21 protein-coding genes and 4 tRNA genes are annotated in these 23,807 nt (G+C 46.3%); 22 read left to right on the forward strand and 3 right to left on the reverse strand.

The window, feature by feature from the left end:
* On the forward strand, positions 1–3,565 hold a 3,565-nt coding region (locus ACFVRY_RS15635), incomplete at its 5' end, for an immunoglobulin-like domain-containing protein (protein ID WP_387501137.1).
* A 288-nt stretch (positions 3,566–3,853) separates the two neighbouring features.
* Here ACFVRY_RS15635 and ACFVRY_RS15640 read toward each other — a convergent pair.
* Positions 3,854–4,033: a MerR family transcriptional regulator gene (locus tag ACFVRY_RS15640; protein ID WP_387501138.1), complete on the reverse strand. Its 180-nt coding sequence runs from the start codon at positions 4,031–4,033 to the stop codon at positions 3,854–3,856.
* A gap of 34 nt (positions 4,034–4,067) precedes the next feature.
* Complete coding sequence (locus ACFVRY_RS15645; RefSeq protein WP_387501139.1) at positions 4,068–4,310, reverse strand: MerR family transcriptional regulator; 243 nt, start codon at positions 4,308–4,310, stop codon at positions 4,068–4,070.
* Between the two features lie 421 nt (positions 4,311–4,731).
* Here ACFVRY_RS15645 and ACFVRY_RS15650 point away from each other — a divergent pair, with 421 nt between their 5' ends.
* The 8 genes from ACFVRY_RS15650 (at position 4,732) to ACFVRY_RS15685 (ending at position 9,829) form a co-directional block, all read left to right on the forward strand.
* Positions 4,732–5,334: an acyl-CoA-like ligand-binding transcription factor gene (locus ACFVRY_RS15650; RefSeq protein ID WP_387501140.1), complete on the forward strand. Its 603-nt coding sequence runs from the start codon at positions 4,732–4,734 to the stop codon at positions 5,332–5,334.
* 347 nt (positions 5,335–5,681) lie between these two features.
* Positions 5,682–5,972 (forward strand): 6TM ABC transporter family protein, encoded by a 291-nt coding sequence (locus ACFVRY_RS15655; protein WP_387501141.1) that lies wholly within the window; start codon positions 5,682–5,684, stop codon positions 5,970–5,972.
* Between the two features lie 153 nt (positions 5,973–6,125).
* Positions 6,126–6,806 carry a response regulator transcription factor gene (locus ACFVRY_RS15660; RefSeq protein WP_387501143.1) on the forward strand — a complete coding sequence of 227 codons (681 nt, stop codon included), beginning with the start codon at positions 6,126–6,128 and terminating at the stop codon, positions 6,804–6,806.
* A 91-nt stretch (positions 6,807–6,897) separates the two neighbouring features.
* Positions 6,898–7,821, forward strand: a complete 924-nt coding sequence (locus ACFVRY_RS15665) for an ABC transporter ATP-binding protein (protein WP_387501400.1) — start codon at positions 6,898–6,900, stop codon at positions 7,819–7,821.
* Positions 7,814–8,611 (forward strand): ABC transporter permease, encoded by a 798-nt coding sequence (locus ACFVRY_RS15670; protein WP_387501144.1) that lies wholly within the window; start codon positions 7,814–7,816, stop codon positions 8,609–8,611. The genes ACFVRY_RS15665 and ACFVRY_RS15670 overlap by 8 nt, the downstream gene beginning before the upstream one ends.
* Before the next feature lie 15 nt (positions 8,612–8,626).
* Positions 8,627–9,541 carry an ATP-binding protein gene (locus ACFVRY_RS15675; RefSeq protein WP_387501145.1) on the forward strand — a complete coding sequence of 305 codons (915 nt, stop codon included), beginning with the start codon at positions 8,627–8,629 and terminating at the stop codon, positions 9,539–9,541.
* Between the two features lie 127 nt (positions 9,542–9,668).
* A tRNA-Ala gene (locus tag ACFVRY_RS15680) sits at positions 9,669–9,744 on the forward strand.
* 12 nt (positions 9,745–9,756) lie between these two features.
* Positions 9,757–9,829 (forward strand) — tRNA-Lys (locus tag ACFVRY_RS15685).
* A 195-nt stretch (positions 9,830–10,024) separates the two neighbouring features.
* Here ACFVRY_RS15685 and ACFVRY_RS15690 read toward each other — a convergent pair.
* Entirely contained in the window at positions 10,025–11,899 is a 1,875-nt protein-coding gene (locus ACFVRY_RS15690; RefSeq protein WP_387501146.1) for an amidase, read from the reverse strand.
* 397 nt (positions 11,900–12,296) lie between these two features.
* Between ACFVRY_RS15690 and ACFVRY_RS15695 the strand changes: the two genes are divergently transcribed.
* The 13 genes from ACFVRY_RS15695 to ACFVRY_RS15755 all read left to right on the forward strand — a co-directional run bounded on the left by ACFVRY_RS15695 (position 12,297) and on the right by ACFVRY_RS15755 (position 23,782).
* Positions 12,297–12,372: transfer RNA gene (locus tag ACFVRY_RS15695), tRNA-Ala, on the forward strand.
* A 12-nt stretch (positions 12,373–12,384) separates the two neighbouring features.
* Positions 12,385–12,457 (forward strand) — tRNA-Lys (locus ACFVRY_RS15700).
* 143 nt (positions 12,458–12,600) lie between these two features.
* A complete protein-coding gene (locus tag ACFVRY_RS15705) occupies positions 12,601–13,179 on the forward strand; it encodes a TetR/AcrR family transcriptional regulator (protein WP_387501147.1) in 579 nt (192 codons plus the stop codon).
* 88 nt (positions 13,180–13,267) lie between these two features.
* Positions 13,268–13,726 (forward strand): FMN-binding protein, encoded by a 459-nt coding sequence (locus tag ACFVRY_RS15710; RefSeq protein ID WP_387501148.1) that lies wholly within the window; start codon positions 13,268–13,270, stop codon positions 13,724–13,726.
* Between the two features lie 21 nt (positions 13,727–13,747).
* Positions 13,748–14,269, forward strand: a complete 522-nt coding sequence (locus tag ACFVRY_RS15715; RefSeq protein WP_387501149.1) for a flavodoxin family protein — start codon at positions 13,748–13,750, stop codon at positions 14,267–14,269.
* Positions 14,270–14,392: 123 nt separating this feature from the next.
* Complete coding sequence (locus ACFVRY_RS15720; RefSeq protein WP_387501150.1) at positions 14,393–14,794, forward strand: hypothetical protein; 402 nt, start codon at positions 14,393–14,395, stop codon at positions 14,792–14,794.
* Positions 14,795–14,830: 36 nt separating this feature from the next.
* Positions 14,831–15,664: a class I SAM-dependent methyltransferase gene (locus ACFVRY_RS15725; protein WP_387501151.1), complete on the forward strand. Its 834-nt coding sequence runs from the start codon at positions 14,831–14,833 to the stop codon at positions 15,662–15,664.
* Positions 15,665–15,915: 251 nt separating this feature from the next.
* On the forward strand, positions 15,916–16,848 hold the full coding sequence (locus ACFVRY_RS15730) for an ABC transporter substrate-binding protein (protein WP_387501401.1): 933 nt from the start codon (positions 15,916–15,918) through the stop codon (positions 16,846–16,848).
* Between the two features lie 34 nt (positions 16,849–16,882).
* The gene (locus tag ACFVRY_RS15735; RefSeq protein ID WP_387501152.1) at positions 16,883–17,770 is read left to right on the forward strand and encodes a DUF427 domain-containing protein; all 888 of its coding nucleotides are present in this window, start codon (positions 16,883–16,885) and stop codon (positions 17,768–17,770) included.
* Between the two features lie 303 nt (positions 17,771–18,073).
* A complete protein-coding gene (locus ACFVRY_RS15740) occupies positions 18,074–19,741 on the forward strand; it encodes a thiourocanate hydratase (protein ID WP_387501153.1) in 1,668 nt (555 codons plus the stop codon).
* Entirely contained in the window at positions 19,729–20,823 is a 1,095-nt protein-coding gene (locus ACFVRY_RS15745) for a thiohydantoin desulfurase (RefSeq protein ID WP_066372651.1), read from the forward strand. The genes ACFVRY_RS15740 and ACFVRY_RS15745 overlap by 13 nt, the downstream gene beginning before the upstream one ends.
* A 38-nt stretch (positions 20,824–20,861) precedes the next feature.
* Complete coding sequence (locus ACFVRY_RS15750; protein WP_387501154.1) at positions 20,862–22,421, forward strand: HAL/PAL/TAL family ammonia-lyase; 1,560 nt, start codon at positions 20,862–20,864, stop codon at positions 22,419–22,421.
* Entirely contained in the window at positions 22,418–23,782 is a 1,365-nt protein-coding gene (locus ACFVRY_RS15755; protein WP_387501155.1) for a dihydroorotase, read from the forward strand. Before ACFVRY_RS15750 ends, ACFVRY_RS15755 begins: the two co-directional genes overlap by 4 nt.
* Positions 23,783–23,807 lie beyond the last annotated feature (25 nt).

Below are 23,807 nucleotides of genomic sequence, written 5' to 3' on the forward strand. Positions count from 1 at the left end.
CACCGGAATCCCGAATGTAACGCCAGCAACCGGGAATCACTTAGTAGTAAAAGTGTCCTCGACTATGATTGAAACGCCGAATACCGGCGATGCGGCACCAACAGGAGCCGGAATCATTGATCCATATACAGCGGGCAGCGATATCCCAGGAGTGGATGCGAGAGTTAACCGCTACGTAGGTATCTATGAAGTCGACAGCGAAGGTAAAGTTGTAAAGTTCAGCCTGATCGTGCTGGAATCCAAAGATATTAACAATGGAGCAGCCGTGCCGGAGTTTGAACCAACGCCAGTGCCACGTCCAGGTACTGAGCCGGGAACCACCGGAATCCCGAATGTAACGCCAGCAACCGGGAATCACTTAGTAGTAAAAGTGTCCTCGACTATGATTGAAACGCCGAATACCGGCGATGCGGTACCAACAGGAACCGGAATCATCGATCCATACACGGCGGGAAGCGATATCCCGGGAGTGGATGCGAAGGTCAACCGCTACGTTGGTATCTATGAAGTGGACAGCGAAGGCAAAGTCGTGAAGTTCAGCCTAATTGTGATCACAGACAAAGATGTGAAGTCAGGGTCTGGAGATCTGAACAATGATAAGAATAACTTGAGCATTGGTTATCAAGAGGGGGACAACGCAGAGCATGTGACCAAAACGCTGTACTTGCCTGCTAAAGGCGAGTCCGGGCACACAACGGTTACATGGACTTCCAGCCATCCTGAAGTGGTCAAACCGAACGGGCGTGTAAACCGGGCAGGAGCATACGATACGGATGTATACGTCACCTTGACCGCAACGATTACGGATGATCTCACAGGAGCTCAAACCACAAGAACCTTTATCGTTAAAGTCATTCGAATGTCGGATGAAGATGCTGTCCGTGAGGCGGCAAAAGACTTGAGTGCGGAGAAGGCATTTGCGTTCACAGAGGGAGATACGTGGGAATCCGTTACCAGTCAGTTTACGCTGCTGGGTCAAGGACTTTACGGCACCAACATCACCTGGACCTCGCTAGACACTGGAACGATCGGGGTCTCTCTTGAGAACGGGAAAGCCTATGGCTCCGTCAACCGACCGCAGAACAGCGATAAGAATGTACTTTTGACGGCTGTGATTAGAAAAGGGAATGCTTCCATTACTAAAACGTTCCTTATGGTTGTGAAAAATAAAACGGTCGGGAAGGAAGCGGATCAGACGAGACAGCCGACTGGAAGACAGGCGGAAGCGAGCGTCAACCCAAGCGGTACTTCCAGCCGTGACGAGTTCATGATCTTGCGGACAACCCTGAGTAATGGCTCCAGAATCGACACGGTTATCATCGACCCGTCGAAAGTAGAAGGTTTGACAGATGCTATCAATCCATCAGAAAAAGATGAGAGCAAACGTACAATTGCTATTCAGTTACAACATGCTCTGGTGGATAAGGCCGATGAATTCGCTATCGAAATTCCTTCACTGGCTGTAGCGGCTATAGCTGATAGAAACGCACTACTGGAGATTAGGACGGATGAAGGCAGTATCAAGCTGAGCGCTGCGGCATTAAAAGATTCAGCAGATAGAGGAACGGACTTATACTTCAGACTCGTTCCGATCAAAGATGCTCAGGAACAAAATGAAGCGAAGAATGCTCTCACAAGTAATAGTCTGGTGAATCAAAGCGCCGGAGGAAAGAGTATTCAAATTTTGAGCATTCCGAGAAAGATTGAAACGAATTTCTCAGGTTTTGCTACCAAGGTTGTCATTCCGCTTTATGGAATTACAATACCTGAACAGAATAAGCAGGCTTTCTTGGACGCTTTGAAAGTATTCGTTGAGCATACGGATGGAACGACCGAACTTCTGTCAGGTGTGGTCCAGTATGAAAATGGACAGCCGGTTGGGCTGGAAATTCAAATCAATCGATTTAGCCGCTTCCAGTTTGTCAATTTCACTTCAAATGAGACTTCAAATGGTAGCCCGAGTGGCGGCTCAGGTGGTGGCGGTACTGTAAAATTAAATGATTTTGCACCTTCCCCATCCCTTAACCCGGGCGGCACAGCTGGTACTACCAGTGTAATGGCTGATCATATCGGCAAAGGAAATCATTTGGTTGTTAAAGTGTCTTCCAGCACGATTACTGCCCCTAGAATCGGTGACGCGGCCCCTACAGGCGCAGGCGTGCTAGACCCTTACGTTGCGGGAAGCGATATTAAGGGAGCAGATGCGGAAGTCAATAAATACATTGCTGTTTATGAGGTGGACAGTAATAACAGAATCGTGAAATTCATGTTGTTGATTGTTAAGAAGGGTGATATTAAAGCCGTAAATGGCCTGATCGATCTATATATCAATGGTGTCATCCAAAAGGACACAGCCAAGCTTGAGGTTCGCGGGACTGCCAATAAGGATGTCACTACAATCGTTGTGGATAATGAGGCTATCATTCAAAAGCTTCAAGCAGAGAAGGCGGAAAGTACTTTGACTGTGCCTCCAGTTTCTGTAACCAATAACGTTGAAGTTGAGATCAATGGCCAGCTTCTAAAATTGATGTACGAGAAGTCAAACGTACTCCGTTTTGAAACAGAAAATGCAACGTATATTCTTCCAGTCACTGCAATCCATCTCAAGGGACTGCTGGATTCATTGGGAAGTCCGTCAGATATGGACAATGTGAAGTTCAGACTTGCCATTTCTATTGCAGATGCTACGACTGCTGCACAAATGAAAGAACAAGTTAAGAACGGCCAAGCGGACATGCTCATCACTCCAGTGAAGTTCGAAGTTGCTGGAAGTTATAACGGGAAAGTTGTGAACGTCGACGTATTTAACCGTTATATAACAAGACTTATCAAGCTTTCCAGCGGTATTAACCCAGATAACGTAACTACAGGTGTATATATCCGTGAAAACGGACAAATGGCACATATCCCAACCATGATCGAATCAATCAACGGGGTACCTTATGCCAAAATTCAAAGCCTATACAACGGTATCTTTACACTTGTGAACCACCCGCTGAAATTCAAGGATGTGGAGAGTCACTGGGCCAAAGCAGAGGTAAATGATCTGGCTTCCAGACTTGTGATATTTGGTACTGACAAAGAACATTTCACATCGGCTAGAGACATCACCCGTGCAGAATTTGCTGCTATTGTAGTACGGGCCTTAGGCTTGAAGCATGGGGATTCCAAAGGTAACCCGTTCAGCGATGTGAAGGATACAGCTTGGTATGCGGAGTCGATCCAGATTGCGCATGAGTTCGGTATTATTGATGGTTACAATGGCGGTGAATTTGGGCCGATGGATCCAATCACTCGTGAACAGGCCATGACCATGATTGCAAGAGCTATGACAATTACTGGCTTGAAAGTGGAATTTAAAGAGGGTGAAGTAGATACGCTGCTTGCCACATTTAAAGATTCGTCCCAATCCTCCGCATGGGCGAAGGAAAGCATCGCTGCTTCTGTAAAAGCAGGTATCGTTACAGGTAAGAGTGATACTACCGTTGCACCGAAGGATGCAATTACGAGAGCGGAAGTTGCCAAAATTGTAGCAAAGCTGCTGCAAAAATCTAGCTTAATCTAGTAATTGGATAAAAACGAGGCTGTCCCCAAGTTCTGGGAAGACCAAGCGATAAAAAGGCTGAGGGGGCAGTTTTCGTAAAATCAGGCTAGCCAGGAACTTCTGGCTGGCCTGATTTTATGTTAGTCCTAAGATGGTGGAGTAGCGTGTTTATTCAGGCATTCTACTGGTTAGTAGCTAAGTGTAAATTAAGCAAACCAATAACGTTAGGCGAAACACCTTCAGGTAGTATATCCTTATCGTCAAATAGGGAGAAGCTTGAAGATTTTTTGCGTAGACAGCCAGGATAGCTTACTGCTGTTCTGGTGTATGAAGATTCGCAATCGTTGGTAAGACCATCCCCTCTGTAAATACACAATTATTTTGGGTGTGTGTCGCTGCTGTTCCAGATTCAATCGCTGTTTGGTAAAACCAAATCTTATAATCGATTTTTTCCAGATAATTTTGCATTTCAGCTATTTTCTCAATCACAATCTTTTTGTGGTTTTCGAACACGTCAAGACGCTCAATTTAATGTAGCGTCTCCTTCCATAGACCATTCAATATACTGCCTGATCTTTTTCACGGGCATCCCGCTTTTTTTCAGACAGGTGATGACTCCTAGCCATTCAAAATCGCTATCTTTAGAATCACGATTCCCTACCTTATTCCGATCAACAAAGGGCAATAAGCCCTGCTTGTCATAATAGCGCAATGTATGTGCAGATATTCCTGTCATCTCGGCAACTTCACTAACTGTATATCCCAATCATTACGGCTGCTATATATTTCATCGCTTATTCACCTTTTCTAAAGTAGATTTGCAGCGGGTGCAAGAAGAACTCTAAGCTTGAGAGTATAGTGTAAGTCAAGCATCTGATAAGATACCTCGTTACATTCAAAATAAATAATCAAAAGAAAGTTAATTTCAGTAATTGGAGGGGTTCAAAGATGTGCGTATTCCGTATCATCTTGGCAGCTCATAACCGCACGTTACAGTAATCCTCTTTCGAACACGACCAGTCGAGCGTAATAGCTCTACTACCACTCTTGAAGTGAAGGAATAATGCGATTGCGAATTCATGATAGTCATTAGTTTATACTTTTAACTACAATTTGACATGAACTCTATTTTCATTGAAAATAGAGTTCATGTTGAATGTGATTTGACTTGGTTAGGAGTGGAAGGAATGCCTGAGAGTACGAAACAAAAGATTGGATTGCGCGAGCGGAAAAAAGCGAAGACGATGGCGAGTGTGCAGATGCATGCATTGAGGCTTTTTCAGGAGAAAGGTTATCATGCTACGACGGTTGAACAAATTGCGGAAGCCGCAGAAATTTCTCCGAGCACCTTTTTTCGTTATTTTGCAACCAAAGAGGATGTAGTGTTAACTGATAATTATGATCCTCTTCTTGTGGATGCTTTTGAAAATCAATCACTTGAGCTTAGTCCGCTAGAAGCTGTTCGGAATGCGATGATTTCGGGAATTACGGAGATTACGGATGAGGAATGGGAGACAACGCGCCAGCGTAATCAATTGATCATGGCGGTTCCGGAACTGCGTGCAGCAGCGATGAATAACTTAACACAGATGATGCTCTTATTAACTCAGATCGTTGCCAAGCGACTAGGACGCAGTTCAGATGATCCAGCGATCCGAACCTTTGGCGGGGTAATTGTCGGGGTCAATATATCCTTGATGGATTATAGTGCAGAAGTGACCCGATTGGAGTTCGCTAAATTATTGGAAGCGGCTTTGGAGGTCGTGGAGAAAGGCTTAATAATAGAATAAGACCGTGTCTACGATTCTTAATCGTAGGTGTAGGCTCCACAGAAGAAATCCCTTGTACATCAAGGGGTTTTTCTTTTTGCTGAAAAAGCTGAGGATAAAAAACGATTATACTATTTGTTACCTTGAGTTATGTTCCTGTATCATTGTTGTCGGGATACAAATATATATAAAGATTCCAATACATTCTATTATTTATAATTATTCTTTGCGGAACTTTGGTAAATCTGGGCTACCTGGAGGCTATACGAAATATTGTGGCGGGAGCGACGTCCAAATCTCTCCATCTTGTGTATTATGGAACTGACCTCGCTGGAATAACGATCGTTCTGCAGACGGTCATCAATATCATGCAAACTCAAGTCACAGTAAAAATTAAAAACGCTTCAATAACCAATATGCAAAAACATGATCTTCACCAACTTCACCTTCAAAAGGTAGAGCATATCGAAAGTTATCATAGCAGCGATATTGCCGGGCGGTTGTTGAACGGAGTAACGGATGCGCAAACAGGGGTAAACGATAAGCTGTTGGCGTTTATTACAAACGCGCTGCAGATTATGATGGCCATGGTGTATTTTCGCTGGCTCAGCTTGCCTTTAACGCTCGGGCTGGTTTCAAGAAGCGATTCAAGGCGCTGAAGAGGTACGAACCTATAAGCTGCAGCAACACTTTCAAGCTGTTGTAAAAGGAAGACTTCATCACTCATCGTCTAGGTCTAGTTCCGCTAGCCGATCGGATCATTGTCATGAATGAAGGTTGTTTGACTAATCAATAGAAACGAGAGGTTCCTAATGAATACGATCCTCATTATTGAAGACCAGGAAGATGTTAATCATATGCTGGCGGAGTCGCTGACTGCTGCAGGATACCGTGTTCAGTCTGCTTATACAGGCGCGGATGGATTGCGGGAAATTCACACCGGATTGTATGATCTGGTTCTGCTCGATATTATGCTTCCCTATAAAAGCGGAGATGAAATCCTGAAGGACATGCGCCAGTTCTCCGATGCCCCTGTCATTATCATTTCTGCGAAGGATCTGGTAGGTACGAAAATCGATCTCCTGAAGCTGGGCGCGGACGATTATATAACGAAACCATTTGATTTAGGGGAAGTGGCGGCACGTGTGGAGTCCAATTTACGCCGTTCAAGGCGGGAGCAATCGGGAAGCAGGGTACTGCGACACAAAGACCTGCTGTTGGATGAGAGTGCCAAACGCGTGACGGTGGGAGGTACAGAGGTCGAGCTAACTGCCAAAGAGTATATGATACTGGAGATGCTACTCAAGCATGGTGGTAAGGTGTTCACCAAAGCAAATTTGTACGAATCGGTCTGGCAGGACGAATACCTCGGAGATGACAATGCGGTGAAGACGCATATTAGCAATTTGAGGAGCAAGCTGAAAAAAGTGAGCCCGGAAGAGGAGTACATAGAAACGGTTTGGGGACTAGGATACAGGCTACATCACGGTTAACTTATCGGTTTCTTTACTTTTTCAATGTCAGCCTTAACCTTTTCTAAACTTGCGGTCGTTATACTGGGGGCAGAAAGGGCAGGTGAGTAGAATGAACTCGTACGTTGTGCAGACCCATCATCTGAGTAAAAACTACGGTGATTATACGGCGCTACGCCAAGTTTCCATCCGCTTAAAAGGAGGCCATATCTACGGTTTGATCGGACAAAACGGCGCTGGAAAAACGACGCTGATGCGTTTGCTGGCTGGCCTAGCCTTCCCTACAGAAGGCAGCATCGAGCTTTTTGGCCATAGCGGAGAGAACGCGCTTCAAGAGGAGCGGAAACGGCTGGGCTGCATGATTGAGCACCCTGGATTTGTTCCGTATATGACCGCCAAACAGAATCTGAAGCTGCATCGGGTGATGCGAGGTGTCCCTAACAAGGAGATTGAGGATGAGCTGCTGGAACTGGTTGGTCTGGCAGACACGGGCAGGAAGAAAGCAAGAGACTTCTCGCTTGGGATGAAGCAGCGGCTTGGGATTGCAATTGCCCTCTTGGGCAGCCCGGAAGTGCTCATTCTGGACGAACCGATTAACGGACTGGACCCGCTTGGTGTCATCGAAATTCGTAATTTGCTAAGGCAGCTCTGCGAAGAGCGGCAGATGGCTATTCTCATCTCCAGCCATAACCTGCCTGAGCTGTATCAGACTGCGACCAACTATATCATTATTCATAAGGGTGAGATTAAACAGACACTTACCCAGGAACAGCTTGATGAAAGATGTAGGCACCATATTCTTATCCGCTGTGACCAGCCGGAGAAGCTGGCAAGTGTGCTGGAGACGGAGCTTGGCACCTTGAACTATAAGGTTATGCCGGATCGGACGGTCAAACTCTATGATTTTCTAGATCAGCTGGAGCTGGTCGCCAAGGCCATCCATGAAAACGGCATTATTGTCACCAAGTTTAACGTTGAAGGTGAAACGCTCGAAAACTACTTCATCTCTTGTATAGGGGGTGAGCGTGATGCTTAATCTGATCCGGGCTGATGTGTTCAAGCTGATGAAATCACAGGCGGTCAAAGTTTTGATAGGTATATCAGCAGCAAGTGCGATCATTACGGCTGTAATGGCTTATCTTATTCCGCTTGGTAGAATTGACACCCGCATGACAGGTATCGAATTCATGTTCTCGGACATGAACATGATCTGTATTCTCGGAGCTGTGATCGCAGGTATGATCATATGTGGCGATTTTGAAAACAAGACAATTCACAACGCAATTTCTAGCGGCTCCCGCAGATACGCTATTATTGTCAGCAAAGCTGCTGCGCTAGCGATTGCCTTAATGTTGCTCTTGTTGCCCTATGCAATCGTTACGGTGGCTGGGCTGGGTACAGGGTACAAGTTCGACGTCGGTTCTGTGGGGATTGGCTTCCTGCATGTGCTGACGGCTGAAAGCGGCAGCGGAATCGGGATTGCAGAGATCGGGAAGCTGGCGGCAATTATGCTGACCTTGATTATTGTCTATATAGCACAGTTAAGCCTATGTGTGCCACTTGCTTTTTTTCTGAAAAAGCCTGTGTTCGTGGTTGCTATCTACTATGGTTTCTCTGTTCTGTGTGCACAACTGGCTGGAGGAAGTGAGAGTCCATCGGTGCTCAGCCGTATCTTTTCGCTCACCCCTTACGGGAACAAGCATGCGCTTATGGCGCTGGAGACAACCGCAGGTGATATGGTACGAACGATCGGTATCAGCCTAATTTTTATAACGTTAATGCTGACCGTCACCTATATGGCATTTAGAAAATCTGAAATCAAGTAAGGAGAGGCTGTGAAAATGTTGGCGATTGCATTGGGGGCTTTAATTGTAATGGTTCTGCTGCTGGGTGCGTATATTGTTTTTATTCAGCGGCAGCTGCGCAGCATCAATCGCCAACTGGGTAAGCGTCTGGCCGAGCATACACGGCAACCGGTCAGCCTGGACCTCTTGAGTAAGGAGCTTAATTCGCTAGCCATTCATATTAATCAATGCTTAAAGGCGGAGGAGAACCTCCGTCTTCAAGCCATTCGTGAGGAAAAGAACTTCAAGGAGCTTATAGCGAACATTTCCCATGATTTGCGGACACCACTGACCGCGGTTAAGGGCTATCAGCAACTGATGGCGAACGGTGATTTACCTTGTGATCAGCGGGAGAAGCTTCGTATTGCCCGGAAACATACCGAGGCATTGGGAGTGTTGATTGAGCTCTTTTTCGAATATGCCTATCTGTTGAATGCAGAACCAGAATGTCGAGCGGAAAAGGTGAATGTGGGTAACCTGATTGCTGAGGGCGTAGCGGCAGTGGTACCCTTGCTGGAGGAAAGGGGGCTGTCCGTTCAAATTGAGGAGACTCCGCCAAGGTTTGCCCTTGCTGACAGGGAAATGCTCGCCAGAATTGTGAATAATCTGATCCGTAATGGCTGTGAGCATGCCACAGGTCAGATCCAAATTAGCTTGAAGCCTTTCGAAAATAAGATTCTTCTCTCATTCAGTAATGCTGTGAATACTGGCGCTGCTCTTGATGTTATGCGGCTGTTCGATCGATTCTATACGGGTGATCATGCCAGAAACAGGGGAACAGGGTTAGGACTTGCTATTGTTAAACTTCTGGTGGAGTGGATGAATGGGAGTGTATCAGCTTCTCTACATAAGGGCCGCCTTGAGATTGTCGTTGAACTTCCGATTTATCATGAAAGTGACAGTGTAGACTGAGGAGGATTCGCAGCTAGAATAAATGCTTTAAAATTTCTTTCAAAAAAGTGTTGACAGGTGGTCTCAATTTTTATATGATATTAAAGTCGACTGAAGGAAATGATCTTCCTGATAAGACAAGCCCTTCGGGGCCTTAGCTCAGCTGGGAGAGCGCATCGCTGGCAGCGATGAGGTCAGGGGTTCGATCCCCCTAGGCTCCACCAAGAACATCATATGGACTCTTAGCTCAGTTGGTAGAGCAGTTGACTCTTAATCAATTGGTCCAGGGTTCGAGTCCCTGAGAGTCCATCACAGAAGAAACGGCAGAGATGCCGTTTTTTTGTTGTGTGGAAATTTGCAGATGAACTCCAATTAAAAAGAAGCTCAAGCATAGCTCATGCTTGAGCTTCTTTTTTTGTCTAAGGGAAGAGACTTTGTGGTACGGGAAAGAGGGGGAATCATCGATTGCCCCCTCTTTTAGTTAAGAATGTATGTTTGAGGAAGTTAGTTTTTGCGTAGCCGGACAACAAGTCCAATTAGGCCAATGGCTGCTATGAAGACTGTGACGATTGATAGTGGAAGGCCAGAAGGCGACATGCTTGAAGTGCTGGCGGAGAGTGCGTTTCCGCTTGAAGCTTCACCAGAGCCAGGCGAGGCTTCGGTTCGGGAAGAATTAGCCGAAGCTGATGATGTTGTGCTCGTACTTCCTGCGATGTGCAGGAGCGATGGAGTCAATTCAGGCGTTTTGCGATGAGGGGATGCCTGTTCCAGGTTATAGGCATATCCCAACAGTTTGGCGTCGCCAAACCGTGACCCGAGCAAACTGATGCCGACAGGGAATTTGTCTGCAAAGCCAGCGGGTACACTTACTACAGGACGGCCGGTGAAATTAGCCCATCCGCAATGTGTACCGAATTGCTCGGAATCGAGTAGTTCGGCAGGATTCTTATGAACTTTGGCAGGTGGGGCTGCAACTGTCGGGTATGCGAGTGCATCAAGCTTATATGAGGTGAATAGCTCAGTTACCCCTTGAGCAAATGTTTGACGGGCAGCAACTGCTGCTGCGAATCCTACCTTGTCTCGTGGCTTCTTGTCGTCCGCCATTAACCACTCTTTGGCAGTCTTCTCCATATTTGGGCTACCCGCAACGATATCGCCGAAATTAATCGCATTTTTCGGTTCAGTCCGTCCAGCTAGCCCTTTTGGCCAGGTTGCTTCTGTCTTTGCGAAATAACTTTCATGCCCGGTTGTTGCCCAGTAGGAAGCGTTCTGCGGGGCATACTTATTCCACCAGCTTCGGTTAAGCGGAATTTTAATGACTGTTGCACCTTGAGCCTCAAGTACTGAAATTTCCTTCTCCGTCGTCGCTAGAATGTTATCGGATTCAGGGCCTGGAGAATAATCGTAGCCTCCAAATGGGGCGATTACGTAACCGATGCGGGCCCCTTTAAGGGTAGAACTTTTCAACGAGTTCAGGTATGAAGCGGATTTGTAGCTGTTTGCTTTTGCGGTCCAGGGATCTTTAGGGTCTGTACCTGCTAGAACATCTAGTAGCATCGCTGCGTCTTCAACGGACAACGCTAGTGGTCCAATGGCATCTCCTAGCGGATTGTAATCAACTCCAGCCATGGAACCAAGCCCTACTGTGGGGCGGAATCCAACTAGATTGGTGAAGGAAGCAACATCGGTAATCGAACCGCAGGACTCGGTTCCAAGGCCAATTGCAGCAAGGCTTGCTGCGACTGCTGCACCGGTCCCCCCGCTGGAGCCGTTGATATTCTTTGTAGGATCATAAGGGTTATACGTCCTGCCTTTGACGGAGCTTACCGTATCCCAAAACATAGCGAATTCTGCCATATTTGTCTTGCCCAACACGATGGCTCCGGCATCTTTCAGTCTTTGGACAGCAGTAGCGTTGTACTTAGGCTGGTAGGTGGCAAGTGCTTGATTACCGTGACTAGTGGGCATATCGGCCGTATTGATGTTGTCCTTGACCAGTACCGGAATGCCGTGCAGTGGGCCGCGAATATGGCCGCTTGCCCGCTCCTTGTCCAGCTCGGCGGCTTCTTTTAAGGCATTCTTGTTAAGGGTAATAATTGCACCCAGACCAGGTTTATCCCCAATCTTTTTGTCGTAGGCTTTAATCCGATCCAAGTATTCCTGGACAGCCTCTACACTTGTAATCTTACCAGTCTTCAGGGCATCGGCCAGTTTTACGACACCCAATTCGGTTACATCCGTCTCGGATTGAGCATAGGCCATCAATGGATAGAGATTCAGACATAATATGATGCCGAGCATTACGCCTGTCAAAAGGTGCATAAGAGTCTTCGTGTGGCTTGGCGTACGTCTATGCCGGGTAGGTATGGATGTTTTCATAGTATGGCCCCCTCATGATGTCTTATATTATGTTACATATTAATACATAAAATTTTAAAAGGTCAATAAAAATTTACGAAAATAAGTGATTTTTCAGGATTTTGCGTAATAATATATTACATAAAAATTAAATATCAATAAAAAAACAATTTTATTTGATGATTAATCGGATTATATGTAATTATATATAACATTGAAATTGAATAAGAAATTGCCGTTTTGATTCTACTATTTAAAGCGGATTTCCAATATCGACAGAGGTAGATATAAGTAGTGGGGAATGGGTGGACGGACAATTTCTGATTTTTTTACGAAAAGTATTGACAGTGAAGATGATTTTTTGTATGATATAAAAGTCGACTGAAGGAAATGATCTTCCTAATAAGACAAGCACTGCGGGGCCTTAGCTCAGCTGGGAGAGCGCATCGCTGGCAGCGATGAGGTCAGGGGTTCGATCCCCCTAGGCTCCACCAAGAACATTATATGGACTCTTAGCTCAGTTGGTAGAGCAGTTGACTCTTAATCAATTGGTCCAGGGTTCGAGTCCCTGAGAGTCCATCACAGAAGAAACGGCAGAGATGCCGTTTTTTTGTTTTGTATGAACGAAAACAAAACAATCAAGTAATTGCATTGACAAATCTAACCATTAAAGACTATGATCTGAATGGAAAAATAATTATTCATTCATGGAGATTACAAAAGTGGAAGATAAAAAAACATTGATTTACGATTGTGGGAAAGAGATCTTTAGTAATAAGGGCTTTAAAGATACGAATGTCTCGGACATTACGAAAAGAGCGGGAATAGCCGTAGGGACCTTTTACAACTATTATCCCTCAAAAGAAAAGCTTTTTATGGATATTTTTCTTGAAGAAAATGTCAAACTCAAAGAAAACTGCATGCAATCTCTTGATATGAGTCTACATCCGCTGACAGTCATTCGGCAAATGATGGCACTCAATATGGAAGGGATGTTAGCTAACCCCATTCTAAAGGAATGGTATAACAAAAGTGTGTTTGGGAAAATCGAACAGGTTTATCGGGAAGAAACCGGAATTCAGGTGATGGACTTCCTGTATAATAGCTTTCTTGAGATTGTAACGCAGTGGCAAGCCGATGGCAAAATGCGAAGCGACATTGATAGCAAAATGATTATGATGGTTTTCGCTGCGATGATCAATGTGGACACCCACAAGGAAGAAATCGGGCTTGAGTACTTTCCACAGCTTCTAGACTATATGATGGAACTAATCATGAAAGGTTTAACGGACTGCCCATAACATACTAATGAGGCAGTTTTTTTTCACTAATGAAATGAATGAATTTAATATTATTCATTCACTAAACATGAATGAGAGGGGAATGTGGATGAGCAAGAGTGTAAGAAGAAAGGGGGCGATCAAAAAGTGGATTATTCCACTGATAATCCTAGGCGTGATAGGAGGTGTATTATTGGGGGGAATTCTCTCAAGCGCTCCGGGACGTCGTGAAGTTGAGAAGCTTACGATTGGTGTCATAGATTTTCAAAAGTTGCGTGATGGTACTTATGTGGGGAAATACATCGGTACAAAGGATCATTCCAGAGATACCAAGGTTCGGGCAACGATATCGGAGGGGCGGATTTCAGAAATCATCATACTTAAGGGTGCTTTGGATAAACAGGGGGCGCCAGCGAAACTGAATGGTGGTTTAAGCATTGGTGATTTGTTTGGGAAGGTGATGAAGTCGCAATCACTTCAGGTGGACGTTATTAGTGGTGCAACTCTGACCTCCAAAGTACATCTCAAGGCACTCGAAAATGCGCTGGAGCAGGCTCAGAGAAAATAATTCTTTTCAAGGAGGTACCACATGAGCATTATAGTCATTTCGTATTCATTCACTGGCAATAATGAAGCGTTAGCTAGCAATGTGGCGAAGGAGTTATCGGCTGAATATATTCGAATTTTAGAATCCAAGCCCCGGACGCTGGGTACGATTACGCTGGATATGATCTTTAGTAGGACACCGCTGGTACAACCGGCACCCGATCTATTAGGAAAATATGATTTGATTCTCTTTTTCGGACCTATTTGGATGGGGCAAGTGGCCACACCACTCCGCGCATATTTAAAGTACTTGAAAACAAATCGGTACAAGTATGGTTTCATTTCGATCAGTGGTGGAGCGGACGGTACAAACCCGAAGGTGTCAGGCGAGCTCAGAAAAAGAACAGGGACAGACCCTGCTGTACTTATCGACCTGCATATTGCAGACCTATTGCCGCCGGGCCCAATCCCTGCTCGTAAAGATACTTCCGCTTACCGGTTAGATGACGGGGATATTAAACAACTAAGCAGTACAATTGTGAAGAAGTTAATGGATGTGATTTAACTTGGGGGGGCTCCAGAGGTTAAAAACACTTTAAAGAAAACTCGCTATATTTTTATTAACCGTATAACCTGTATAATTGGATTAATATGGAACAAGTTATAATGGTAAGAAAGGAATATTGCCATGATCATTAGCAAACAGGAATTCCAAGTGAACGGGTTCCATTACACGATCCGCTCTGCAGTCAAGGAAGATGCGAAGTGTCTGTCCGATGTAAGGTTGCAGGTTGATGGAGAGACTGAACATATGGATCGAGTACCGGGAGAAGCTTTTATTGATGAAGCCGGATTTGAAAAAATCATTGAGACGGACACGGACCATCCGCGAAATATATGTTTGGTTGCGGAAGTGGCTGGCCAGATACACGGATTAGGCGGCAGAGATACCGTTTCTTTGTTATTTCGTAAAATAAGCTGCTTCCGGTCGAGTGCCAGAAGCAGCTTATTACATATTGGCTCCCGTGAGCAAATAAGTATTGATTTTTGTTATTATTCAGGATTATTATATAATGATTTTCATTTATAGAAGGCTAAAGGAATAGTGATTATACGAGGTGAGATCATGTTAACTAAAATATCACAATATTCTGGTAAACCTGAATTATATCGCCCAAGTACGGACAAGTTTTGGGATGATGAGCATATTTCAAAAGGCATGCTTGAGGCCCATCTCAATCCTGATTGGGATGCTGCAACTCGCAAGGCGGATTTTCTCGAACAATCGGTTAGTTGGATTTCAAGCATTGCTCCCCCAAAGCATTACTCGACCTTACTTGATTTAGGTTGTGGTCCTGGTTTGTATGCTGAGAGATTTCATAAGGCCGGGTATTCGGTAACAGGGATAGATTACTCCAAACGATCAATAGCTTATGCGCAGGAACAATCAACGCTTAGTCATTACAATATCCAGTATCATTATCAGGATTACTTAGACCTTGAGTATTCTGAAAGCTTTGATGTGATTACGCTTATTTATTGTGATTATGGTGTTATGTCTACCGAAGCCAGATTTCAGTTATTGGACAAAGTGTTTAAGGCATTAAAACCAAATGGTAAGTTTATTTTGGATGTATTCACTCCGGCCCAACATGAAGGCGAGAAGGAAAAGAAGGATTGGGAGTATAGTGGGGATGGCGGTTTTTGGAGTGATCAACCTCATCTTTGTTTGAACTCATTTTATCGTTATAACAAAGAGGATACAGTTCTGAACCAAACGATCGTCATTCATGAGAGCTCAATCCATTGCTACAATATATGGGATCATTATTTTACTGAAAATACGTTAATGGATGAGATGCGGCATATTGGGTTTAGCAAATATGAGCTGTATGGTGACGTAGCGGGGAAAGAATATTCGCCAGAAGGAAACATGATTTGTGCAGTATTAACTAAATAGGAATGTTGTTATCAGATGCGAGAGCCTCCACAGGTAATTGGGTTAGAAAAGGTATCTCCTTATTCCGATGAATTTACTTGATAAAAAAGATTGACAAGTGGAATAGTGTGTTTTAATATTGCTTTACGATATTCGATTATCGAATATTAATAATCATACTGATAACTGACCGGACAAACGGAGGTTTCATTTTCCTTAACTTAAGGGGAATGGAGCCTTTTTTTATGGGCAAGTGGGAGGAGAAGTTGTTGATGAAGTTACTTGGAAGAATTAGTGGATTAGGTTTGAGAAAAAAGTCGAGGTCTCTTGTTATGCTTGGGTTATCGCTCATAGTAGCATTGGCGGTAACGGGCTGTGGAAAATCGGAGGGTAGTTCCGCGGATACGATAACTATCGCCTCCAAGGGTTTTGGAGAATCGGACATTCTGGCTAGTGCCATTGCTCAACTCATTGAACAAGATACTAAACTTAACACCAAAATAGTTTCCTTGGGTCCAGTATGGGAAGCTCTTCAGCAAGGTGAGATCGATACTTATATAGAGTATTCAGGGACGGCTCTGATTAAGATTTTAAAGGAGAAGCCTGAAAATGATCCGCAAAAGGTCTACGATATTGTAAAAGAAAAGTTCAAGGAGAAGCACCAAGTCGAGGTGTTGGACCAGCTCGGATTTAATGACACTTACGGATTTGTAATGCGCAAAGAGGCTGCTGAGAAACTGAATATCAAGACGATTTCGGATTTAGCTGCTCAATCTAAGGATTTATTGTTTGGAACAAGCCAGGACTTTCTGCTGAGCGAAGATACATGGCCTGTAATCCAGAAGGTGTACAACCCACAGTTTAAAGAGATCAAAAACATACCGAACAGAGTGTTGGCCTATAAAGCCATCGAGCAAAATCTGATTGATGTGACCAATGCGTATACAACCGACAGTCAGATTCCGCTCAGTAACTTTGTTGTTCTGAAAGATGATAAGCAGGTGTTCGTACCTTACTATGCCATTCCTCTCATCCGCGGCGAAGTGCTGGAGAAACACCCTGAGTTGCGTGAAGTGATCAATAAGCTTGCAGGAAAACTTGATGATGACAAAATGCAGCGCTTGAATGGCGAGGTTGACGTGAAGCAGAGAACGCCGAAGGATGTAGCCAAGGAATGGCTGCAAAGCGAAGGATTGCTTAAATAATTTCAACACTACAGAAGAGAAGGGGATGTAGATTATGACTCCATTGGATCAAAAAACAGCTAACACTATTAAACGTGTACCATTTGTCATTACTGACGAGGAGCGTCAACTCCTTCCTCGCTTTGCCAATCGCCCACTAAGCGCTGCGCTTCCTCAGGAGAGTTCCAGTCTGACCCGCCGGTATCCTCCTTACCCTGAACGTTACACGTTCGAACCAAGTGAGCGTTGGGTGCGAGCCGTAGTAGGGGATGTGGCGGTAGTAGACAGCCGTTCGCAGATTCTAGTATGGGAGCCACGGCATAAGGTTCCTGAGTACGGTTTTCCTGTGAAACACGTTCGAACGGATCTCTTGACCCCTTCGGAGGGAGTGCCGGAGCCAGGGGGATTCTATCGACCGCGTACAACGGAGGTGAAGTGGTTTGATCTTCATTTAGGGGATAGACATATTCCTTTTGCGGCGTGGTCGTGGAACGAACCGGGGCTCGAAGGTTATCTCGGGGTTAACTGGTTTCTCGGTGTGCTGGACGGCTGGTTTGAGGAAGATCAACCGGTGATGACACATCCGCGTGACCCGCATAATCGGGTGGATGCGTTGCCGAGCAGCCGTCATGTTACTGTAAAGGTGAATGGCCGGGTGATTGCCGAAACGAATGATCCGGTGCTGGTCTATGAGACAGGTTTGCCGACCAGATATTATTTTCCGATAGAAGCTGTTGATTTCAATGCGCTGACGGAAACCGAAGATTGGAGCGAGTGCCCGTATAAAGGTTACTCTGATCGTTACTGGCGTTCGAACGAAGGGGAGGATTTGATCGCCTGGTCTTATTCCGATCCTCGTCCCGAGCTGTCGGTGATCGCTGGTCGTATCGCGTTCTACAATGAACGTGTCGAGCTTCTGGTAGATGGCGAAGCAGTGAATTGATAGTGCTTTGTATAGGAAGCCAATTATAAGAGAAGGAATCTGCCTCCACAGCGGAGCCAGGTTCCTTCTTTCTCGCTGTAGATAGCAAATCATTCTGTGGAAAATTGTCATTAAATTAGCTTTCTAAGCCGATGTTAACTTACAATAAAGTTATTTCAGCACCGCAATAAAGCGGTTATTTCCTAGCGCGTTACTTAAACTGACGCAAATCTTGCGAATTGTATTGACTATAAGGTGTGTGTTTGTTAATTTATTGATTAATAGAAAGTAATTATTGAATGGTGATAAAAAGGAGGAATTGGCATGGATAGAATTACAGCTGCTAGAGGTGGAGAGCTGCGGTGTAAGGGCTGGAGGCAGGAAGCGCTGCTAAGAATGCTCGAGAATGTACTTGAAAATGGCGAGAATCAGAAGGAACTTACGGTATATGCTGCACTTGCGAAGGCAGCACGGAATTGGGATTCCTATCATGCCATTGTTAATACTCTTAAATCCTTGGAAGAGGATGAGACCCTTGTTATCCAATCCGGAAAGCCTATCGGCATTATGCGTACACATAAGTATGCGCCCATTGTGGTCATGGCGAACTGTAATATCGTTGGCAGATGGGCTACGAGTGATAACTTCTATAAATATCAAGAGCAGGGCTTGATCGTGTGGGGCGGGCTAACCGCCGCAGCTTGGCAATATATCGGTTCGCAAGGCGTCATCCAAGGGACGTATGAGATTTTTCAATCGATCGCCAGAATGCATTTCGGCGGCAGCTTGGCGGGCAAGTTTATTCTAACCGCTGGCTTGGGCGGAATGGGCGGCGCACAACCACTGGCGGGTACGATGGCGGGTGCCGTTATTTTATGCGTGGAGGTATCTGAAGCCAGAATTGATAAACGCATTGAAGTCGGATATTTGCAGAAGAAGACAGCTAATCTGGACGAAGCGTTGCAGTGGGTTAAGGAAGCTTCTGAGAAGAAGGAGAGCCTGTCTGTAGGTTTGCTCGGCAATGCTGCCGAAATTTATCCAGAACTGATTCGCAGAGGAATACAGCCTGATGTGGTCACGGACCAGACCTCGGCGCATGATCTAATGTATGGCTACATACCTTCCGGTTATAATTTGGAAAAAGCTGCCGAGATGCGCAAATCTGCGCCCGATCAGCTCCAGGCTGATGCAAGGGCTTCGATCGCTGTTGAAGTTACAGCGATGCTGGAGTTCCAGCGCAGAGGAGCGATTGTCTTTGATAACGGAAATAATATCCGCTCACAAGCAGTGCAGAACGGCGTGGAAAATGCTTTTGATATCCCGGTATTTACGGAAGCCTTCCTTCGACCGTTGTTCTCGCGCGCCATTGGTCCTTTCCGCTGGGTAGCTTTGAGCGGGGACGCCGGCGATATTCAGAAGATTGATCAATATATATTGAAGCATTTCAGCGATAACGAGGTCGTAGTGAACTGGATTTCGCTGGCGAACAAGTATGTGCCGGTGGAAGGCTTGCCAGCGCGTATTGGCTGGTTCGGACACGGTGACCGGACGAAGCTGGCCTTGGCGGTGAACGAAATGGTTAAGACGGGCGAGCTTAGCGGTCCGATTGCTTTTTCACGTGACCATTTGGATGCCGGATCGATGACTCACCCGAATATCATGACCGAGAATATGAAGGACGGCAGTGATGCGATCTCGGATTGGCCGCTCCTGAATGCCATGATTAACTGTTCTTCGATGGCGGATCTCGTAGCGATCCATTCCGGCGGGGGCGGTTACAGTGGCTATATGACAAGCGCTGGTGTAACACTCGTAGCGGATGGAACGGCTGATGCAGATCTTCGTTTGAAGACAACGCTAGATAACGATACGGGACTTGGCGTTATGAGATATGCAGACGCAGGCTATGAGGAAGCATTAGATGAAGTAAGCAAAAAAGGAATACGTAGAATTGATACCACTGTGAAGGAGAATGAATCATGCGGGAATTAACAATAGCGGATGTACGTGCAGCAGTTAGAGGCGGAGCAGTATTTGCAGCTGGAGGTGGCGGCTGGGTTGACCACGGACTGGAGATTGGTGGTGCGGCAGTAGGTATTGCGAAGCCTAAGCTGGTATCGGTTGATGAGCTTCCAGATGATGCGATTATAATTACATGTACAGCCATTGGCGCACCCGCCGGAAATGAATGGGAGATGTGGGGCGTTGACTATATCAAAGCTGTTCAGCTCCTGATGGAGAACTTTGATGGCAAGGTGGTCGGTGTGATGACACCTCAGAACGGCATGTCCAGTACGATCAACGGCTGGTTGCCTGCTGCAGCGCTCGGCCTGGTGGTTGTGGATGCAACCGGTGATATTCGCGCGCATCCTACAGGTAAAATGGGCTCCATGGGTCTGGCTTCGCGCCTTGACTATCAGACCATTCAGGTAGTAGTTGGTGGCCGTAGAGACACCGGTTCTTACTTGGAGCTGGTTGTAAAAGGAACGCCTGCGAAGACGTCCAACATCCTGCGCACGGCTTCTGATATGTCTGGGGGCTTCATTGCTTCTGCACGTCATCCGATTCCGGCTTCTTATGTGAAAGAACATGCGGCGATTGGCGGGATTTCGATTGCACTTGACCTTGGCTACGCGATGATTGAGGCGGAGGCAAAAGGGCCGGAAGCGATTATGGAGACCGTCGTTCAGAAAACGAACGGTAAAATGATCGGCCGAGGCGTCGTGCTGAAGAAGGACGTTCATTATTCAGGCGCATTTGATATTGGTACCATTACGATGGCTGACGGCGCTGGCAGTGAATTGACGCTGCATGTCATGAATGAATACATGGCGGTAGATGATGCTAACGGGAACCGCTTAACGACTTACCCGGATGTCATTACAACCTTTGAGGTAGCTACGGGTCTGCCAATCAGTGTAGGCGGTGTGAAGGAAGGAATGGAAATTTCATTGCTCGCCATCGACAAGCAGCATGTTCCGCTTAGCTCCAGCGTGAAGGATCCTACCGTCTATCCGGAGGTAGAAAAAGCGCTTGGCATTCCGCTTGCGGAATACGGTCTGAAGGGCATCTAATATTTGATCCTTTATTACAACTGAGAAGGTGCTAGACTATGGACGGAAACATAGAAATGAACGTTACGGACACAGAAGGTCAATTGTCCGATTCTATAATTACGCTTGACGGACACAATCTCTCGATTCAGGAGCTTGAGCAGATTGCCAATAGCGGATGCCGGGTGGAAGTGTCTCCGGAGGCGCTGGAACGGGTTGAGGAAGCGCATGCTCTGATTCATGAGCTGGCTGCGGAAGGCATTCCGATTTATGGACTGAATCGTGGTGTTGGCAAGAATAAAGACCGTCAGATCACCGCCGATATGTATGAAGCATTCAATCGAAATCTGATTTACTCTCATTCATCTGGGGTGGGTCCTGCGGCTACAGAGCAGCAGGTAAGAGCGGTACTTGTCGCGCGCCTAAATACATTGCTGCTAGGTTGTACCGGTGTGCAGCCGGGGATTGTCCTGATGTACCGGGATATGCTTAATGCCGGTATCCATCCGATTCTTCCGGTACGCGGCTCAGTGGGGGCTGGAGATATATCTATTTTATCCCATATTGGTTTGACTATGATCGGCGAAGGGCAAGTAAGCTATCAAGGGAACACGGTCTCTGCCCAAGTCGCATTGGAAGCCAATGGGATTCTGCCGTTGAAGCTTGGACCAAAAGATGCGCTGGCGATTGTTAGCTCTAACGCCTTGTCGTCAGGCAGTGCGGCATTAACGGCAGCAGCGGCACTACGACTGCTGGACACGGCAGATGCCGTGTTCGCCTTGTCACTTGAGGCGCTGCAAGGTTGTACCAGCCCATTTGAGGAGGCATTATTCGAAGCTAGGCCACTGGAAGGAGCGGCGGAAAGTGCAGCGAATGTCCGAAATTATTTACACGGCGGCAAGTTGCTGCAAATGGATCAGCGGGAGAAGATTCAAGATCCATTAAGCTTTCGGAGTGCCTGTCATGTCCATGGCGCGGCTCGGGATGCGCTTGCGTATGCTTCCAAGCTTTTGTGCGTACAATTGAATAGCTCAGATGACAATCCTTGTGTTCTTTTAAAAGAAAGAAGAGTGGTGCCTTCATCTAATTTTGACGTGACCACCTGGACTGTTGCTTTTGAAATGCTGGCCATTGCACTTAGTCATGTATCCAAAATATCCTGCTATCGCTCGCTCAAATTGGGAACGTCGCGTTTCACTGGATTGGGGCGTTTTCTGGCTCCCAACGAAGGGACGATTGCTTTCGGCACGATGCAGAAGACCTTTACTTCACTGGATGCAGAAATCCGCTTGCTGTCTAATCCGGTCTCTGCGGACTACTTCTCTATTGCTGGAGACATGGAGGATCATGCGAACAATACCCCGCTGGTGATTCGTAAGACATCTGATATTATTGATCATTTATATTATATTCTTGGCATGGAAGCCATTCACGCCGCTCAGGCGATTGATTTACGTGATTCACACGCTACATTAGGTCAAGGATCAGCTGCGGTCTATGCACAGATTCGAAACGTGGTATCGCCTTTGACAGAGGATCGGCCACTAACCCCTGATATTAGTGCTGCATATGAATTAATGCGGGGCGGAATTCGATTGGAAGGGAGAAGTGATTCATGAGCTCACAATATGATCTTCTAGTTTACGGGAACCTCGTACTTCCTGATGGAGTGCTATATGATTCAGCGGTTGGGATCAAGGACGGGAAGATTGTCAGCATAGGTCAACAGGACCAAGAGGCCATCGCAGCAGACAAAGTGATTCACGCAGAGGGGAGTTTTGTGCTCCCCGGGGCTGTAGATGCGCACGTTCATTGTTATAGCTCTTTAGATGAAGGTTTTACCACAGCGAGTACATCCGCAGCAGCGGGTGGGGTTACTACGATTATAGAGATGCCTTACGATGCGACAGGCATGGTCTGTACGCTTGAGATGTTCGAGGAAAAAAGACTGCGGCTGGAGCGGGAATCCCTTGTAGATATCGCCATGCTGGTCACCATCCATAAAGAGGACGGCTACGAGCATATTCGCCAGCTGGCAGCAGCAGGAGCTTGTGGCTTCAAGGTGTCTATGTTTAACACGGATTCTTTCCGGTTTCCGCGGATAGATGATGGACAACTGCTGGATTCCTTTGCTGTCATTGCTGAGACGGGCTTGCCAGTAGGCGTTCATGCCGAGAACGATGAAATCGTAAGGCGCTACCTTGATAAATACCGCGATGACGGCAACGACCCTCGTTCGCATGGTTTGAGCAGACCGAAAGTCAGCGAATCCGTCGCTGCACTGACAGTAATGGAGCTAGCCTACGAGACCGGAGTCAAGCTGCATTTGTATCATTGTACGTATCCTCGTATTTTCCAGCTTGCTGAGTACTTCCGCTCACTTGGGGCTAAAATTACAGCAGAGACCTGTACGCATTATCTAACTCTTAGCGAAGATGACATGCCGCGCCTCGGGGCAAAGGGGAAAATCAATCCTCCTCTGCGTTCCAGATCAGATGTTGAAGGTCTCTGGGACTTGGCTGCCAAAGGCGCCATTGATATGATCACTTCCGATCATGCGCCATGGTTGCTTGAGCGCAAATCGGATGCGGACATTTTCAACAATTCATCGGGGGCTCCGGGCGTAGAGCATTTGCTTCCTGTCATTTATAGTGAAGGCGTGGCGAAGGGGCGGATATCGCTAACGGAGATGGTGCGACTGCTTAGTCAAAGACCTGCAGATGTATTTGGACTGGGGCATCGCAAAGGCAAATTGGCAGTTGGCTACGATGCCGATCTGGCGATTATTGATCCTTCTGTTGCCTGGACACTAGATGAGCGGGAGCTACATTCCAGTGCAGGCTGGAGTGCTTATGAAGGCATGCAAATGCAAGGGAAGCTAACCCATACCTTGGTCAGAGGGACTGTGGTGTACGAAACAGGAGCCGTTGTAGGCCAGCCTGGGTATGGTCAATTTGTGAGCGCAGAGCACCGGGCATAAATTCATTCTAGGGAGAAGGAATGGA

The sequence above is a fragment of the Paenibacillus sp. NPDC057934 genome (assembly GCF_042887565.1).
Taxonomy (GTDB): domain Bacteria; phylum Bacillota; class Bacilli; order Paenibacillales; family Paenibacillaceae; genus Paenibacillus_AQ.